Source organism: Thalassospira australica (genome assembly GCF_000763295.1).
Lineage (GTDB): Bacteria > Pseudomonadota > Alphaproteobacteria > Rhodospirillales > Thalassospiraceae > Thalassospira > Thalassospira australica.
On the sequence record NZ_JRJE01000008.1, the window covers coordinates 49,220 to 65,719 of the forward strand.

Consider the following 16,500-nt stretch of genomic DNA (forward strand, 5'->3'; position numbering starts at 1 on the left):
TTGCACCATAATTTGGTACGACCAAACTTTAGGGAGTTAATAATTTCGACACAGAAAGGTCAACGGTTTTTTCTACCCAGCGTAAAAAACCTTCCAGAACTTATCCTGTTTGTGTAGGTTCCGGCTGCCTTACCCTGCCTTTAAATCCGGATAGTATTTGGCAGTATTCGCCGCCATATGAGATAAAGCTTGCATGAAACGCCACGCACCCGACAAGCAGACTTCTGCTGCACAATTGGTCAACCAGACCAGCACTGATACAACACGCACCGGTCGTGCTGCGGACGAGATCGTGCGCCATATCGAAAAGAAAATTGTGTCCGGGGCATTACCAGACCGAAGCCCGCTGCCGGCCGAACGCGACCTTATGACCCAATTTGGCACCAGCCGCACGGTTGTACGAGAGGCGATTACAGCACTTTCCAATCGTGGTCTGATCGAAAACCGTCCTCGTTTCAGGCCGATTGTGCGAAAGCCGGGATACGAAACCATCATTCGAAATGCCGACAGTATTGTTGGTCATCTCTTGTCGGAAAATCACGGTGTAAAGAACCTTTATGATACCCGTGTTTTCATAGAACGCGCCCTGGTTAGAGAAGCCGCCCTGAATGCGCAAACTGCCGATATCCGCAGACTTAAAAGCGCACTTCTTGCCAATGAAAAGTCTATTGATGACTCAACTCTTTTCTATGAAACAGACATTGCGTTTCACGGGGTTCTCTATGAGGTACCCAGAAACCCTATTTTCCCGGCTGTTCATCAGGCTTATTTGTCATGGCTTGCGCCGCACTGGCGTAAAATGCCGCGCTCGCCGGAACGTAACCTTGTGAACTTCAAAAGCCATCAGGCGATCGCCGAAGCCATTTTCGAACGTGACGCAGAAGCAGCCGACGAGGCCCTTACCCGTCACTTGCACGCCGCATGGGAATATGTGCGCGTAACGTTCGAGCCCGAAGAATCAGACTAGACAGCAAAGTTATGTCGGCTTGGGGCTGACACTTTGCTGTCGGTGTGTTCTCAGGCCTTTCCCATAATGAAATCTGCGCAACGATCGCCAAGCATCATTGCAACAGAATTCGTGTTCCCCGCATTGATATCTGGCACGGCAGACATATCGCAAACTCGTATGTTTTCGATGCCGCGAAGGCGCATTCGAGAATCCAGAACAGCCATATCATCCCCATCAGCCCCCATGCGACAGGTTCCAGCCGGATGATAATTGGTTTTCACAAACCGTTTGCAATGCGCGATCAGGGCCTCATCACTCAGATCCTTGGGGTCAGGTGCAACAAAACGCTCGACCTTTTCCCTTAACGGGCTCTTCTGGAAAGCTTCGATGAAGAACCCCTGACCGGCGACCATTGCCTGCATATCCCGAGGGTCTTTTAGCAGGTTGGGCGATACGACAGGCATTTCGCCCGGATCTGCCGATCTAAGCCGAACCGTTCCGCGCGAAACCGGCTTCACCACAACCGTGGTAACCGTAAGCCCATGAGTATCCTTTACACTTTTCGCCAATTCGCGGTCCAGATACACAATGGGAACGCAAAATGCCTGTATTGTTGGATCTCCGTCCGGATCAAGCGGATTGACAAAGGCACCGGCCTCGACGCCTGCTGACGTTACAGGCCCCGAACCAAATAACTTGAACTGCAAACCGTTGCGCAACATGCGCCAACCATCCCCCTGACCGAAATACCCATACGGGCCATTGGCGGTGGTAATAATTGGCACCTCCGGGTGATCAATAAGGTTTTCGCCGATGCCCGTCAGATTTTCGATACACTCGACGCCATGTTGCGAAAGTTGATCGGCAGGCCCGATCCCCGACAACATTAATATCTTTGGCGTGATCAATGCTCCCGCAGCGACAATCACCTCTTGGGTTGCTTGCACTTCATGATGCCGACCGCTCTTGTCTCGATACATCACCCCAGTCGCACGACCGTTTTTGGTGACGATCCGTTGAACTTCAGCCTGCAATCGTATTTCGAGATTGGGGTTGTTCTTTTGCGGCTCCAGATAGGCATAGGCCGCGCTGGAACGACGCCCGTTACGGTTCATGAATTGATAAAATCCGCATCCGCGCTGGGATGAACCGTTAAAGTCGTGATTATAGGGTTCCCCAAGAGCCTGAACCGCTTGCACGAACCAACGCGACATTTCGTTGATATGTCCCGGATCCGAAACCATCATCGGCCCATCTGGCTGATGCAGCTCATTGTTCAATCGGTTATTGCCAGCCATGCGCTTGAAATGCGGCAACACATCCTTCCATGCCCACCCTGCGGATTGATTGTTTCCACGCAAGATTTTGTGCCACTCGTCGTAATCGGATGGTCGCCCGCGGATGTAAACCTGCGCATTAACCGACGATCCCCCACCCAGTACATTACCCTGCGGAATTTCATGTGACCGACCACCAAGGTGCTCCTGCGCTGAGGTTTTGTGGTAACGCATATATTTGCTGCCCTTGATCATCTTGAAAATGCCCGGCGGCATATCAAGCAAGGGATGGCGATGAGAATAACCCGCTTCGAGGATCAGAATTCGGGCACCACTATCAGCGGCCAGTCGCGCGGCCACGACAGAACCAGCCGATCCACCGCCGATTACAATATAATCAAATCTGTCGCTCATGGCGCCCTCCGTTAGAAACGATTGAAATCCGTAATTTTGGGGAACATGTTTTTTTGTTCTGCTCGCTGATGAGGGAATGCCAGCACATCAAAATGTTACCCGGACATACTCCCAGGCAGCGTCCAGATGCCGTCGCAAAGCGTCTTCTGCTGCGTCCGCATCGCGGTCTTCAATTGCCTGAAAAATTGCCTTATGGCTTAGAAAGTTGACCTTGTTTCGGTCGATTGACCGGAACATTTTCCCCCAATAGGGCGCCAACCAGGATGTGTATGCCTTATGCATTGGCGGGAATATGGGGTTTTTGGCGATTTCATAAAGCAATCCGTGGAACGCGATATCTGTAGCGTAGAATGCATCCGAATCGTTAATTGCCGCCTTGTTAGCCCCCAGCGCTGCACGCAATTTTGCAATGTCTTCCTTGCGCGCGTTGCGTGCGGCATTTCTTGCCAAGCCAACTTCAACAAACAAGCGGCATTCATATAAATTACGCACGCCATCTGATTGCCCCAGCAAACGATGCACAACGCCTTCGACTGCAGAAAGCGCCGTACCATAGGTCGGGCGCTGTACCGTTGGCCGACATCGGGCTTTCGTAGCGATCAACCCGCGATACTCCAGCAACTTTAATGCACGGCTTACCGCCAAACGACCTGCATTGTGCTTCTGCATCAATTCACGCTGGGATGGCAGCATTTCACCATTTTCGATGCGGCCTTCCGCTATCTCATGCTCAATCTTGCTGGCAATACGGGCAGCCCCCTGAAGGTCAGCGGCTCTAAGACCTTCGTTTTCAAAGGCACCCTGAGTGTCATTTTCCAGTGAACCATTCATGCGACGTCGCCTCTTTACGATCTGTTTCGGCATTTTTAATACGACCAAATATTGATTTTAGTAATCTAAAAAACCCATTTTTCCGCAATCAACAAGAAAATTATTGACGAAATTGCGAACTTGCACATATTTTGGTCGTACCAAATAAAAAACGATCCAGGAGGAAGAATGAGCCAGTTTGTTCGAACCATTAGCGGTGTTGATCACTATGCGATGTTCATCAATGGCACCTGGACGACCGGTCACGCCACCGATGTCATAGAAGTGGAAAATCCGGCTACCGAAACGGTTTTCGCCACAATTCCAAACGGCACAGCACAAGATGCGCTTGACGCCCTGGAAGCAGCAAAGGTCGCACAAGTCGCGTGGGCACGATTACCCGCGATCGAACGGGGAAGGCTTGTTTCCCGGTTTGCCGATGCGATTGATGAAAACCGTCAACGCATGGCAAAAATCATCGTTGCCGAACAAGGAAAGCCTCTTAACCAGGCCTTTGGCGAAGTCGATGCATGCGGCAACTTTCTCCGATATGCAGCCGAAAATGCGCGCCGGGTCGAAGGGGATATCCTGCCATCAGATGCCCCCAAGGAAGAGTTATGGATCAGACGCCTTCCGTATGGTGTCGTGGTTGGCCTTACGGCATGGAATTATCCGGCAGCCCTTGCGGCGCGTAAACTCGGCCCCGCATTGATCGCCGGCAACAGCTTTGTGTTAAAGGCGCATGAATTCACCCCTGTTTCCGGCTTGGAACTGGCGAGGATCGCACAAGAAGTCGGCATTCCGAATGGCGTCTTTAATGTCGTTACCGGTGCCGGGCGAACAGTCGGTGAGGCACTGGTAAACAGCCCGACGTCAGATTTGATCACGATGACCGGCAGTAACCGCGCCGGACGGGAAATTTATGCTGCGGGTGCGGAACAGATCAAGGTTCTGCGTCTCGAACTGGGCGGTAAAGCACCATTTATCGTAATGGCTGATGCCGATATTGATGCCGCTGTCGATAGCGCCATCACAGCACGCTTCACCAACTGCGGCCAGATCTGCACCTGTAACGAACGGATGTATCTGCAAAAAAGCATCGCAGACGAATTCACCGAAAAGTTCATCGCAAAAGCAAAACAACTGACAATCGGGCAGCCACTTGAAAACCCCGACATGGGCCCGAAAGTCAGCGGCGATGAAATAAGCAAGATCGAACAAATCGTTGGTGATGCCGTTTCCAACGGTGCGGAATTTCTTCTCAAAGGCGGCCCGCTTAATGACGGCAAATACGCCAAGGGGCACTGGTATGCCCCAAGTGTCTTGCGCGTTACCGATCAAAAATCCCCACTGATTGAACAGGAAATATTTGGCCCCGTCGTTCCAGTTTCGGAATTCGACACATTCGATCAGGTCTTGGCAATGGCGAATGACACGCGCTTTGGGCTTTCCGCTTATGTCTATACCCAAAACTTCCGACACATCATGGCGTTGAGCACCGAACTGGATTTTGGGGAAATCTACGTAAACCGCACCTGCGGTGAACTTGTACAGGGCTTTCACACGGGCTGGGGTCATTCCGGCCTTGGCGGCGAAGACGGCAAGTACGGCTTCGACGGGTATCTCCGGAAAAAGGCCATGTACGTCAACTGGTCCTGACGGGACCAAACAAAACGCGACCGCAAACGAAATGGTCGCATCATAGGGAGGACTACAATGAAACGTTTGAAGACACTGACATCAACACTTGTTCTTGCGGCCAGCCTTTCAGTGACTGCGTTAAGCACCGCATCCGCCCAAAGCCTGCCTCCGCTTGAAAAGAAAGACCAATACAAGGTCGGCTTCGCCCAGATGGAAAGCAACAACCCGTGGCGTATTGCTGAAACCAAAAGCTTCAAGGACACTGCAGAAGCCTGCAACTGGGACCTCATTACGACCGATGCAGCGGGCTCTGCTGCCAAACAGGTCTCGGATGTCGACAGCATGATCGCCCAGGGCATTGATGTTCTGTTTCTGCCGCCACGCGAAGAAAAACCGCTGATCGCTGCAGTAATGCGTGCGCGAGCCGCAGGCATTCCGACATTCCTTGTGGACCGCAGCGTTGACAAGAACGTTGCAAAAGCAGGCGAACATTTCGTTGCCTTCATGGGGTCCGACTTCATCGAACAGGGCCGACGTGCAGCGGAATGGACGCTGGAAAACTTCAAGGGCGACAAAGGCGTAATTGTTGAACTTGAAGGCACCACCGGATCGTCCCCTGCCAATGATCGTAAAAAGGGCTTTGACGATGTCATGGCCAAACACGACAACATGACCATTGTCGCTTCGCAAAGCGGTGATTTTGCGCGCGATCTTGGACGTCAGGTTATGGAAACGCTGTTGCAGGCGCATCCGGACGTCAACATCGTCTATGCTCATAACGATGAAATGGCGATCGGTGCAATCCAGGCACTTGAACTTGCCGGGCGCAAACCGGGCGAGGATGTGCTGATCGTCTCGATCGATGGAACGCGCGATGCGCTTCAGGCCATCATTGATGGCAAAATGGGGGTCACCGTCGAATCCAGCCCGTTCTTTGGTCCGCTCGCGTGTGACGTGATGCAGCGTTATGCCGATGGCGAGAAAATTGAACCATGGGTTCAGGTCAAAGATCGCATCTTCACCAAGGAAAATGCAGCCCAGTTCATTGATGAGGCCTACTAGGTTTCCCTCCCTGACCTCAGGAACACAACCTTCAATGATCTGAGCATGTCGGAGGTGTACGTCACATGTGCACCTCCGACTTTCCCGACCTTTTTTCTCGGAAAAGGTAATGTAATGCATTCCTCACTTCTAAAGATGCACGGTATCAACAAGGCCTTCGGGGGCGTATCAGCCTTGCGCGGTGCCGAACTTGAAATAGGCCAAGGCGAAGTTCACGCCCTGATTGGGCAAAATGGCGCCGGAAAATCCACCCTGATCAAAATTCTGACGGGTGTTTATCGACGCGACAGTGGCACGGTTGATTTCAACGGCAAAGCATCGACCATTTCCAACCCGCGTGAAGCCCAGTCAAGCGGCATCAGCACCATCTATCAGGAACTTACCCTCGTACCGTTGCGCAGTGTCACCGAGAACATTGTTCTTGGGTACGAACCCCGGCGCATTGGCGGGCTTATCGACTGGAAAGAAGCCCATCGCCGGTCACAAGAAATTCTGGCACGCTTCAACATTGATATTGATGTGAAAGCACCACTTGGAACGTATTCAACTGCCATTCAGCAACTTGTCGCCATCGCAAGGGCGGTGTCGCTCAATGCGAAACTTGTCATCATGGACGAGCCTACATCCTCGCTTGATGACAATGAAGTGGCCGTATTGTTTTCGGTTGTGAAGTCCCTAAAAGAGTCCGGTGTATCGGTTCTTTACGTTAGCCATTTCCTTGATGAGCTGTTCAAGATATGCGACCGCGTTACCATCATGCGCGATGGGCAAACCGTCAAAAACGTCGCAATCGAGGACACCAGCAAACTTGACCTGATTGCAAACATGCTTGGCCGAAATGCCGATGACATTGAATCCGCCGGCATGACCGAATTTGCCAAAGGCGAAGCCAAGACGGGCGATGTCATCCTTAAAACCAAGAATGTCGCGACCAAACGCCTGCTGCGCAAATTCGACCTCAAAATTCATCGGGGTGAGATTGTTGGTCTTGGCGGGCTTCTTGGCTCGGGTCGTACCGAAGCTGCACGCGCTATTTTTGGTGTAGACGAACTGACACAGGGCGAAATTCATCTGGCGAAGGGGGTCCCCCAGCCTGTAACACCGAAACAGGCGATTGCCGCGGGGATCGGTTTTCTGAGCGAAGACCGTAAGTCCGAAGGGATCATTCCCGACATGTCCGTCCGCGAAAACCTGACACTGGCGCTTTTACCCAACCTCAGTCGCTTTGGTCATATTGACCACGCCCGCGAAAAAGAGCTCGTCGCATCATTCATATCAGCACTGGGCATCAAAACAGCGCATATGGATCAACCGATCCGGGAACTGTCAGGCGGTAATCAACAAAAGGTCCTTTTGGCACGCTGGCTTGTCACCAATCCTTCTTTGCTGATTTTGGATGAACCAACCCGTGGCGTCGATGTTGGCGCCAAACTGGAAATTCAGTCCATCATTCGCAGGTATGTCGACAAAGGCCTGGCTGTGCTGCTGATCTCGTCCGAGTTCGAAGAACTTGTCGAAGGTGCTGATCGAATTGTTGTGCTTCAGGACGGCATTAGCGTTTCCGAACTCAAAAACCCCGGCATTACCGAAGACACGCTGGTGCGTGCAATTGCACATCACCACACGCCAGAACAACAGGCCGTCCCCCGTCAGGAGAATGCACATGTCTGACACAAATGTTGCGGCAGAAACCAAACAGACCGCACGGGAACTGATGATCCCGAAATTCAGTTTCCGGAAGCATGGCGGCCTTGTCGCCCTGTTGATTATTCTGGCGTTCAATATTGCCGTCACCCCGAACTTCCTGCAAATGCAGACGCTTTTTGTCAACATCTCGCAGGTGGCCACCATCGCGATTGTGGCTGTTGGCATGAGCCTTGTAATTGCAACTGGCGGCATTGATTTATCCGTCGGGGCAGTGATGGCCGTTGCAGGCGCCCTTGCCCCGATCATTTTCCAATCTTCGCTTGGGGTCGAATATCCGGTTGCAGGGCTCGTTCTTTCGGTTCTGATTCCCGTTCTGGTCGCGGCCTTATGCGGCCTGTTTAACGGCACGCTGGTTTGTGTGCTCAAAGTGCAGCCAATCATCGCAACCTTGATCCTTTTCATTTCGGGTCGCGGCATTGCGATGGTGATGACGAACGGACAACTTCAAACATTTAACATGCCAAGCTTCAGCCTCTTGGGAACCGGAAAGCTTCTGGGCTTCCCGTTTCAGGGTTGGCTTGCCCTTGGTATCGCTGCCGTGGTCGCATGGATTGTCGGTAAAACCCTGTTTGGACGTTATCTGCTGGCGATCGGCGGCAACGAGAAATCCGCCCATCTTGCCGGTGCACCAGTCCGTAAAGTCAAAATCGCTGCTTATGTGATTTGTGGTTCTCTGTCTGGCATTGCCGGTCTGATTGTTGTTGCCATCAATTCGGCTTCCGATGCTGCACGTATCGGCAACTTGATGGAACTTGATGCCATCGCCGCAGCGGTTGTTGGCGGCGCCGTTCTTTCGGGGGGAAGAGCCCCGATCTTTGGCGCGGTTCTGGGCGCCATGATCATCCAGCTGGTGAAATACACATTGCTGGCAAACGGCGTGGCTGATGAGGTCGCCCTGATTGCGAAATCCATGATTATCGTCGCCGCTGTTTATATTCAGCAAAGCCGAAAGGAATAGCCCGATGCAATTTGACTCATCAACATTTGACCTGCGGCGTCTTTTGGGCAACTCCAGTTCAACACAGGCTTTGGGTGTCTGGGCGGCCTTGATTCTACTGATCGTATTTGCCCTGTTGCGCTATGACAATTTTGGCAGCGCCTATAACATCGTTTCATTTTTGAACTACAACTCGATGTTCATTCTCATCGCGCTTGGCATGTGCTTTGTCATCATGACCGGCGGCATTGATCTTTCCGTTGGGTCTGTTGCTGCATTCTCCAGTGTTATTGCCGCATTCCTGAGCGAGCACGGGCTTGAATATGCCCTACCGGGTGGAATTCTGGCTGGAATGGTGATTGGTGCAATCAACGCATTTATGATTGTCGCAATGCGTATCCCGCCGTTCATTGCAACACTGGCCTCGATGCTTGGCGCAAAGGGGGCCGCTCTGGTCATTTCCGATGCGCAAACCGTCTCCATCTCGTGGGAAAGCAACTTTACCGCACTTGGTATGGGCAAACTGTTCGACATCATCCCATGGACGATCCTTATCGTTGCAGTTATCGCAATCATCGCCTGGGTTGTCCTGGAACATACATCCCTTGGCCGTACAGTACTGGCCGTCGGTGGTGGCCAAGAGGCATCCCAGTTGATGGGGCTAAGCGTTAAGCGCACCACATGCATCGTCTATATTTTCAGTGGTGCCTGCGCGGGCCTTGCCGGTGTGTTTCTTGCCTCGGGCTTCGGTGCTGGTCAGCCTCTGGAAGGGTTGGGATGGGAATTGTCGGCAATTGCATCCGTGGTCGTTGGTGGAACGCTTTTGACCGGTGGCATGGGGTCTGTCCCTGCGACAATTGCGGGCGCACTTCTCCTAGGCCTTTTGTTCAATGTACTGAACTTCGAGAACGGACTTGGAATCATTAGCCTCAGTGCGCACTGGCAATCCGTCATTCGCGGGGCATTTCTGTTTGTCGTGATCCTGCTTCAGGCACGCATGGCGTCCAAAGCCGACCTTTCGTTGCGAAGAAACTGACACCGAAGGTGATTCTCGCTGTACCCGATCACACTGCAACCTGGCAGAAATCTATAATGACAAATAAAACAACGACAATTCGCACCGTGACAGCGCAGCTATTCAACATTCCGCTGACAGAGGTTCTCACCGATGCAAAACATGGTGATCACACACATTTCGAATTGGTGACCGTCACCATCGAACTTGATAACGGTGCTACGGGAACGGGTTACACTTATACCGGCGGACGTGGGGGACACGCCATCAAGGCAATGGTTGACCATGATCTTGCCGACTTCCTGATCGGCCGCAACGCAACGGATATCGACCACCTGTTTGACGAGATGCAGTGGCACATGCATTACGTCGCCAGAGGCGGCATCGCGTCCTTTGCCATCTCGGCGATTGATATCGCATTGTGGGATCTACGTGGTGTGATCACACAAACGCCGCTGTGGAAAATGGCCGGGGGCGTATCCAATAAATCACGGGCTTATTGTGGCGGGATTGATCTTAATTTCTCATTGGAAAAGCTTCTTCTGACGATTGAGGGATATCTGAAACGCGGGTTCAACGGTGTTAAAATCAAAGTCGGGCACAACGACCTTGGTAAAGACATTGAACGTGTTAAGGCCATACGCGAGCTGATTGGTCCTGATGTTGCCTTTATGGTCGATGCCAACTATGCCTATGATATCGATCAGGCAATTGTTGCGGCAAATCAGTTCCGCGAATTTGATCTTCTCTGGTTTGAAGAACCGATCATTCCCGATGATTATGCCGGATATGCCCGGATCGCCCGCGAAACCGGCATTGCACTGGCGATGGGGGAAAACCTCCATACCATGCATGAGTTTGGCTATGCCTTCGAACAATCCAACCTGTCGTTTATCCAGCCTGATGCGTCAAACTGCGGCGGAATCACGGGTTTCCTGCGTGTTGCGAAAGAAGCCCGCAAACACAAAATTCCGGTGTGCTCACATGGCATGCAGGAACTTCATGTCAGCTTGGTCGGCGCACAACCAAATGCCGGATTGATCGAAGTACACAGCTTCCCGATTGATCAATACACCCTGCGCCCGCTGGTTGTTGAAGATCATATGGCGGTTGCACCCGATACTCCCGGAACCGGCGTTTGCTTTGACTGGGCCAAACTCAGAGACGCAAACGACGCCTGAAAAAACATCGCTCACAATCACTGCTCCTGTTCACCGGATCAATGCACAGGCTTGCCTTGCGCTGCCCGGAGCACCAGCACAAAGGACATCACATGAAAAGATTAGAAGGAAAAACCTGCGTCGTCACCGCCGCGGGTGCGGGCATTGGCCGTGCAACGGCACTGCGTATGGCCCATGAAGGCGGCACAGTTTATGCCACTGACATTAACCCTGACACGCTTGCATCGTTAAAACACGAAGCCTCGGACAACGGGTTGTCCATCGTAACAGAAATCCTTGATGTCACCTCGGACGAAGCAATTGCAAGGTTTTCCAAACAACTTGGCAGCGTTGATGTCCTGTTTAACTGCGCAGGCTTTGTTGCCGGTGGCACCATCCTTGAGTGCAGCAACAAGGACTATGAGTTTTCCTTTGAATTGAATGTGCGTTCACTGTTTCAGATGATGAAAAACTTTCTGCCCGGAATGCTTGATCAGGGTGCAGGATCCATCGTCAATGTTGCATCGGTGGCAGGATCAATTTCAGGGGTCCCCAACCGATTCATTTATGGTGCAACCAAGGCGGCTGTTATCGGCATGACGAAATCCGTTGCCGCTGATTTTGTTGCCAAGGGCATTCGTTGCAACGCCATCTGTCCGGGCACGATCGACAGCCCATCCTTGCAGGACCGCATGCGCGCCCAAGGAAACTACGAAGAAGCCCGCGCTGCCTTTGTTGCACGCCAACCCATGGGACGCCTTGGCAAAGCCGAAGAAGTCGCAGCACTTGCCTGTTACCTTGCCTCTGATGAGGCCGGCTTTACCACGGGCCAGACGCATAACATTGATGGCGGCTGGACGACCTGATTTTCATTCAAATTGATGCACACTTGGAGACAAAAATGAAACTTCTACGCTACGGCCCGATTGGGCAGGAAAAGCCCGGCATCCTTGACGCACAGAACAATATTCGTGATCTGTCAGAACATGTCGGCGACATCAATGGTGCCGCATTACAGCCAGACATCATCAAAAATTTGCAGGCACTTGATATCGATAGCCTGCCTGTTGTCACCGGCTCCCCGCGGTTGGGTGCCTGTGTTTCGGGTACAGGAAAGTTCATTTGCATTGGCTTGAACTATTCTGACCACGCTGCAGAAACCGGCGCAACCGTTCCGCCCGAGCCGATCATCTTTATGAAGGCCACTTCGGCAATTTGCGGCCCGAATGACAATGTGGAAATTCCGCGCAATTCCGAAAAAACCGACTGGGAAGTCGAATTGGGCGTCGTGATTGGCAAAACCGCCAAATATGTTTCCGAAGAAAACGCCATGGATCACGTTGCCGGCTATTGCCTGATCAATGATGTTTCCGAGCGCGCCTTTCAGGCAGAACGTGAAGGCCAATGGACCAAGGGGAAATCGGCCGACACCTTTGGTCCGACGGGCCCGTGGCTTGTCACCCGTGACGAGATTTCCGATCCGCAAAACCTTGGAATGTGGCTTGATGTGAATGGTCACCGTTTCCAGGACGGCTCGACCAAAACCATGGTTTATGGCGTGCGCCATCTTGTATCCTACTTGTCACAATTCATGAGCCTGCAACCTGGTGACATTATCTCGACCGGAACCCCTCCGGGTGTTGGCCTGGGTCAGACACCGAACATTTTCCTGAAACCCGGCGATGTTATTTCGCTTGGCATTGACGGACTGGGTGAACAACGCCAAACCGTTGTTCAGGGATAGGGTAAAAGGCGCAGCCATGACTGATTTCCACATTCTGAAAGCCCTGTTTGATTCCGCATTGGATGCGGCTGTACCAGATGGAAAGTTCAGCAGGCTGCGCCCGCCTGCCCCAAAAGGAAAAACAATTGTTGTCGGCGCCGGAAAGGCTGCGGCGAAAATGGCTGCTGCCTTCGAGGATGACTGGCCAAATGAATGCCAAGGTCTTGTTGTCACCCGATACGGGCATAGAACGCCGACCCGACATATCGAAGTGGTCGAAGCCGCCCACCCGGTTCCCGATCAGGCCGGCGTTGATGCCGCAAGGCGAATTGCCGATCTTGTATCGTCGGCAACGAAGGATGATCTGGTGATATGCCTGATATCAGGCGGGGCATCGGCCTTGCTAAGCTTGCCGGCAACAGGCATTACCCTGAAGGAAAAGCAGGACATCAATCAGGCACTGCTGCGCTCAGGCGCGCCGATTGATCAAATGAATACAGTTCGGAAATCGCTTTCCGCCATAAAGGGGGGGCGATTGGCTGAAATGGCATTTCCTGCCCAATTGGTGACTTATCTGATTTCCGATGTGCCAGGGGATGCACCTTCTGCCATTGGGTCTGGCCCAACCATTTCAGAATCCAGCAACCCTGAAGATGCGCTTGCAATTCTAAAGCGTTGGGATATTCCCGTGTCAGATCGCCTAAAGCAGGCAATCTTGCAAAACCCGACAAAAGCATCCTCTGCCCCGGCGACCGTGCATATGTTGGCGACACCTATGATGTCACTTGAAGCCGCATCAAACAAAGCGCGCAGCCTTGGAATAACGCCCTATGTTCTTGGCGACGCCATCGAAGGCGAGGCACGCGAAGCAGGGCGTATTTTGGGCGGGATCGTGCGCTCAATCCTGATGCATGACCAGCCTTTCACATCTCCTTGTGTATTGCTGTCGGGTGGCGAAACCACGGTCACAGTAAAGGGGAATGGGCGGGGTGGTAGAAATGCAGAATTTCTATTGTCCCTTTTTGAAACAGTCGGCGATGAACCACGCGTTGCCGCAATTGCTTGCGATACAGACGGTATTGATGGCATTGAAGACAATGCAGGTGCCTGGTTTGATGGCACACTTAAAACCTTAACCCGCAAACGAAACCTTGATGCCGGTTCCTATCTTGCGAATAATGACGCGTGGACGTTTTTCCATCAACTTGATCGCTTGGTACATACAGGTCCGACCTTGACCAATGTGAATGATTTTCGTGCAATTCTGATAAAGTAAGGCGCCTCTGATGACCCATACCCCACCTGAAATCGCCTATGGTCGTGGCTTCATCTCCTTGAGCCTGCCTGAAAATGCCCGCACAACGGTTATTCGCAAGGCAGAGCTCGCCAAACTTCCAGACAATCACGCAGCCATTCGCAACGCACTTGAAAATCCGGTGGAGGCCGCCCCGCTGTCGGAACTCGCCAAAAACCGCAAAAGCGCGTGCATCCTGATCTGCGATATTACCCGGCCGGTCCCAAACAAACTTTTCTTGCGCCCGATGATCGAAACCATGCTGGCAGCAGGAATTCCACAAAGCGAAATCACGGTACTGGTCGCCACCGGCCTTCACCGCCCCAATCTGGGCGAAGAACTTGATGAATTGCTGGGTGACCCGTGGGTTTTGGAAAACGTGCGGGTCGAAAACCATTATGCCCGCAATGAAGATGACTTGGTTGATCTTGGATCAACTCCGACCCGTGATGTTCCGGTTAAGCTGAACAAGTATTTGGTGAATGCCGATCTCAGGATCGCCACCGGGTTGGTGGAACCCCACTTCATGGCCGGTTGGTCCGGCGGTCGCAAGGTGGTTGCCCCCGGTGTTGCCGGTCACGAAACAATCCGGACATTCCATTCTGCACGCTTCATGGAAGATCCCCTTGCTGTGCAGTGTAACCTTGCGGGAAATCCTCTTCACGAAGAGCAACTCGAAATCGTCCGCAAGCTGGGCGAGATTTATGCGCTTAACACCGTTCTGGATGAAGACCGCGACCTTGTTCACGTTACATTTGGTGAAATCATCGCCAGCCACCTTGCTGCGGTCAGCTACATTTCCGAAGCAACCCGTGTCGATGTCGGGCGGAAATACAGCACAGTCGTGACATCATCGGCCGGCTATCCGCTTGATAAAACCTATTATCAGACCGTCAAAGGGATGGTCACCCCAATGGATATCCTCAAACCCGGCGGCACGCTGATCATTGCATCGGAATGTTCCGAAGGGTTTGGGTCCGAAGAATTCCGCAATGCCCAGGCACGCCTTGCCGACCTTGGGTCGGAACGTTTTCTTGCCACGCTTAAGGCGAAAACACTTGCCGATATCGACGAATGGCAAACTGAAATGCAGCTTAAACCGATGCGTGTCGGCAAGGTACAGCTTTATACCAACGGGCTGGACCCAGAGGAAAAGCGCATCACCTGTGTTGAGGTAATTGATGACCTTGATCAGGCAATTGCACAAAGCATCGCACAAAGCGGCGATATGGACGTGGCCATCATTCCCGAAGGCCCCTATGTCATCCCGGTGTCGGGCCCCAATGAATGAACCATATTCATCTTGATGCTGTCGGTGGTATTGCCGGTGATATGTTTATTGCCGCGATGCTTGATATGCTTCCGCATCTGCACCCCCGTATAGAACAGGACATCAAACGTATATTGCCATCGGATGTCGGTACTGTTGAAATCACCGAAATTCGCAAGAATGGGATGCATGCCCGAACCTTTAATTTGGTTCCCAACCCGTCCTCCGGGCAAGATCGTCGATCACATCACGATATACCCGACAAGCACCCCATTGGGTCCGGGGCATTTGGCGATATTCTTTCCTTTATCCGGTCTTCCCAAGTCGCACCGGAAACGATCGAGGTTGCCTGCGCCATCTTGACCCTGTTGGCAGAGGCCGAAGCCAAAACCCATGCTGTTGATATCAAGGATGTGCATTTCCACGAAATTGCCGATTGGGATTCTGTCCTTGATGTGGTGATTGCCGGCAGCATTATCGCGGCCTTGCCGAATTGCCATTGGACTGTCTCTGATTTGCCACGCGGGGGTGGATTGATCAAAACCCAACACGGGTTGCTACCGGCCCCTGCCCCGGCAACGGTCGAGCTTCTGACAGGTTTTAACTGGCGCGACGATGGTGTTTCAGGCGAACGTGTGACCCCAACCGGCGCGGCTATCCTGAAATACCTGATTGATCCCTCAGCACCTGATGCGTCCACGGGAAAATCCGAACATTTGTGTGCCAGCGGAACTGGCGCAGGCACACGCAATATTCCCGAGTTGCCTAATATTTTGCGTGCGTTGCAATTCTCGTCGATCACCACAAACAACGACCCCGGCCACGATCAGGACCATGTCACGGTTATAGAATTTGAAATCGATGATATGACCGGCGAAGAAATTGCGACTGCAACAGAAATGCTGCGCAAAAGCGATGGGGTTATTGATTTGGTCCTGTTTGCCGGACAGGGTAAGAAAAATCGCCAGACGACTGCTTTTCGGTTGCTTGCCAAAACCAATCTCGCCGATCAGATCATGGATGAATGCTTCGCGCAAACATCGACGATCGGGCTGCGTCATCATGTTAGTGAACGCCGCATTCTGCCGCGCTCAGAAAACCTTGATGAAACCGGCATACAGGTCAAACATGCGACACGGCCCGGCGGCGTCATTTCGACAAAGGCCGAGCATGACGATATCGTGGGGCAGAATCTTCAAACCCGTCGCCAACAAAAATACCGCGCCGAATTCAAGGGCTAA

Annotated in this window: 14 protein-coding genes; 12 read left to right on the forward strand and 2 right to left on the reverse strand. The window is 52.4% G+C overall.

Annotated elements, in window-relative coordinates; all coding sequences use genetic code 11:
* Positions 1-193: 193 nt before the first annotated feature.
* A complete protein-coding gene (locus JF44_RS0106990) occupies positions 194-967 on the forward strand; it encodes an FCD domain-containing protein (RefSeq protein WP_081944362.1) in 774 nt (257 codons plus the stop codon).
* A 50-nt stretch (positions 968-1,017) separates the two neighbouring features.
* On the opposite strand, the gene JF44_RS0106995 is transcribed toward JF44_RS0106990, so the two are convergent.
* Together JF44_RS0106995 and JF44_RS0107000 are read right to left on the reverse strand one after the other, a co-directional pair.
* Positions 1,018-2,640, reverse strand: coding sequence for a GMC family oxidoreductase (locus JF44_RS0106995; RefSeq protein ID WP_033068265.1), 1,623 nt, complete (start codon positions 2,638-2,640; stop codon positions 1,018-1,020).
* Positions 2,641-2,727: 87 nt separating this feature from the next.
* On the reverse strand, positions 2,728-3,471 hold the full coding sequence (locus tag JF44_RS0107000; protein ID WP_033068266.1) for an FCD domain-containing protein: 744 nt from the start codon (positions 3,469-3,471) through the stop codon (positions 2,728-2,730).
* A gap of 168 nt (positions 3,472-3,639) precedes the next feature.
* Between JF44_RS0107000 and aldA the strand changes: the two genes are divergently transcribed.
* From aldA to larC, 11 genes are all read left to right on the forward strand, one after another.
* Complete coding sequence (aldA, locus tag JF44_RS0107005; RefSeq protein WP_033068267.1) at positions 3,640-5,109, forward strand: aldehyde dehydrogenase; 1,470 nt, start codon at positions 3,640-3,642, stop codon at positions 5,107-5,109.
* 57 nt (positions 5,110-5,166) lie between these two features.
* The gene (locus JF44_RS0107010) at positions 5,167-6,153 is read left to right on the forward strand and encodes an ABC transporter substrate-binding protein (protein ID WP_052065553.1); all 987 of its coding nucleotides are present in this window, start codon (positions 5,167-5,169) and stop codon (positions 6,151-6,153) included.
* A 114-nt stretch (positions 6,154-6,267) separates the two neighbouring features.
* On the forward strand, positions 6,268-7,824 hold the full coding sequence (locus tag JF44_RS0107015; RefSeq protein WP_033068268.1) for a sugar ABC transporter ATP-binding protein: 1,557 nt from the start codon (positions 6,268-6,270) through the stop codon (positions 7,822-7,824).
* Complete coding sequence (locus tag JF44_RS0107020; protein ID WP_033068269.1) at positions 7,817-8,818, forward strand: ABC transporter permease; 1,002 nt, start codon at positions 7,817-7,819, stop codon at positions 8,816-8,818. The genes JF44_RS0107015 and JF44_RS0107020 overlap by 8 nt, the downstream gene beginning before the upstream one ends.
* A gap of 4 nt (positions 8,819-8,822) precedes the next feature.
* Positions 8,823-9,833 carry an ABC transporter permease gene (locus JF44_RS0107025; protein ID WP_033068270.1) on the forward strand — a complete coding sequence of 337 codons (1,011 nt, stop codon included), beginning with the start codon at positions 8,823-8,825 and terminating at the stop codon, positions 9,831-9,833.
* Between the two features lie 56 nt (positions 9,834-9,889).
* Positions 9,890-10,993 carry a mandelate racemase/muconate lactonizing enzyme family protein gene (locus tag JF44_RS0107030; protein ID WP_033068271.1) on the forward strand — a complete coding sequence of 368 codons (1,104 nt, stop codon included), beginning with the start codon at positions 9,890-9,892 and terminating at the stop codon, positions 10,991-10,993.
* Positions 10,994-11,085: 92 nt separating this feature from the next.
* Complete coding sequence (locus JF44_RS0107035) at positions 11,086-11,838, forward strand: SDR family oxidoreductase (RefSeq protein ID WP_033068272.1); 753 nt, start codon at positions 11,086-11,088, stop codon at positions 11,836-11,838.
* A 35-nt stretch (positions 11,839-11,873) separates the two neighbouring features.
* The gene (locus tag JF44_RS0107040) at positions 11,874-12,716 is read left to right on the forward strand and encodes a fumarylacetoacetate hydrolase family protein (RefSeq protein WP_033068273.1); all 843 of its coding nucleotides are present in this window, start codon (positions 11,874-11,876) and stop codon (positions 12,714-12,716) included.
* 16 nt (positions 12,717-12,732) lie between these two features.
* Positions 12,733-13,971, forward strand: a complete 1,239-nt coding sequence (locus JF44_RS0107045) for a glycerate kinase type-2 family protein (protein ID WP_033068274.1) — start codon at positions 12,733-12,735, stop codon at positions 13,969-13,971.
* Between the two features lie 10 nt (positions 13,972-13,981).
* A complete protein-coding gene (locus JF44_RS0107050; protein WP_033068275.1) occupies positions 13,982-15,280 on the forward strand; it encodes a nickel-dependent lactate racemase family protein in 1,299 nt (432 codons plus the stop codon).
* On the forward strand, positions 15,277-16,500 hold the full coding sequence (larC, locus tag JF44_RS0107055; RefSeq protein ID WP_081944363.1) for a nickel pincer cofactor biosynthesis protein LarC: 1,224 nt from the start codon (positions 15,277-15,279) through the stop codon (positions 16,498-16,500). The genes JF44_RS0107050 and larC overlap by 4 nt, the downstream gene beginning before the upstream one ends.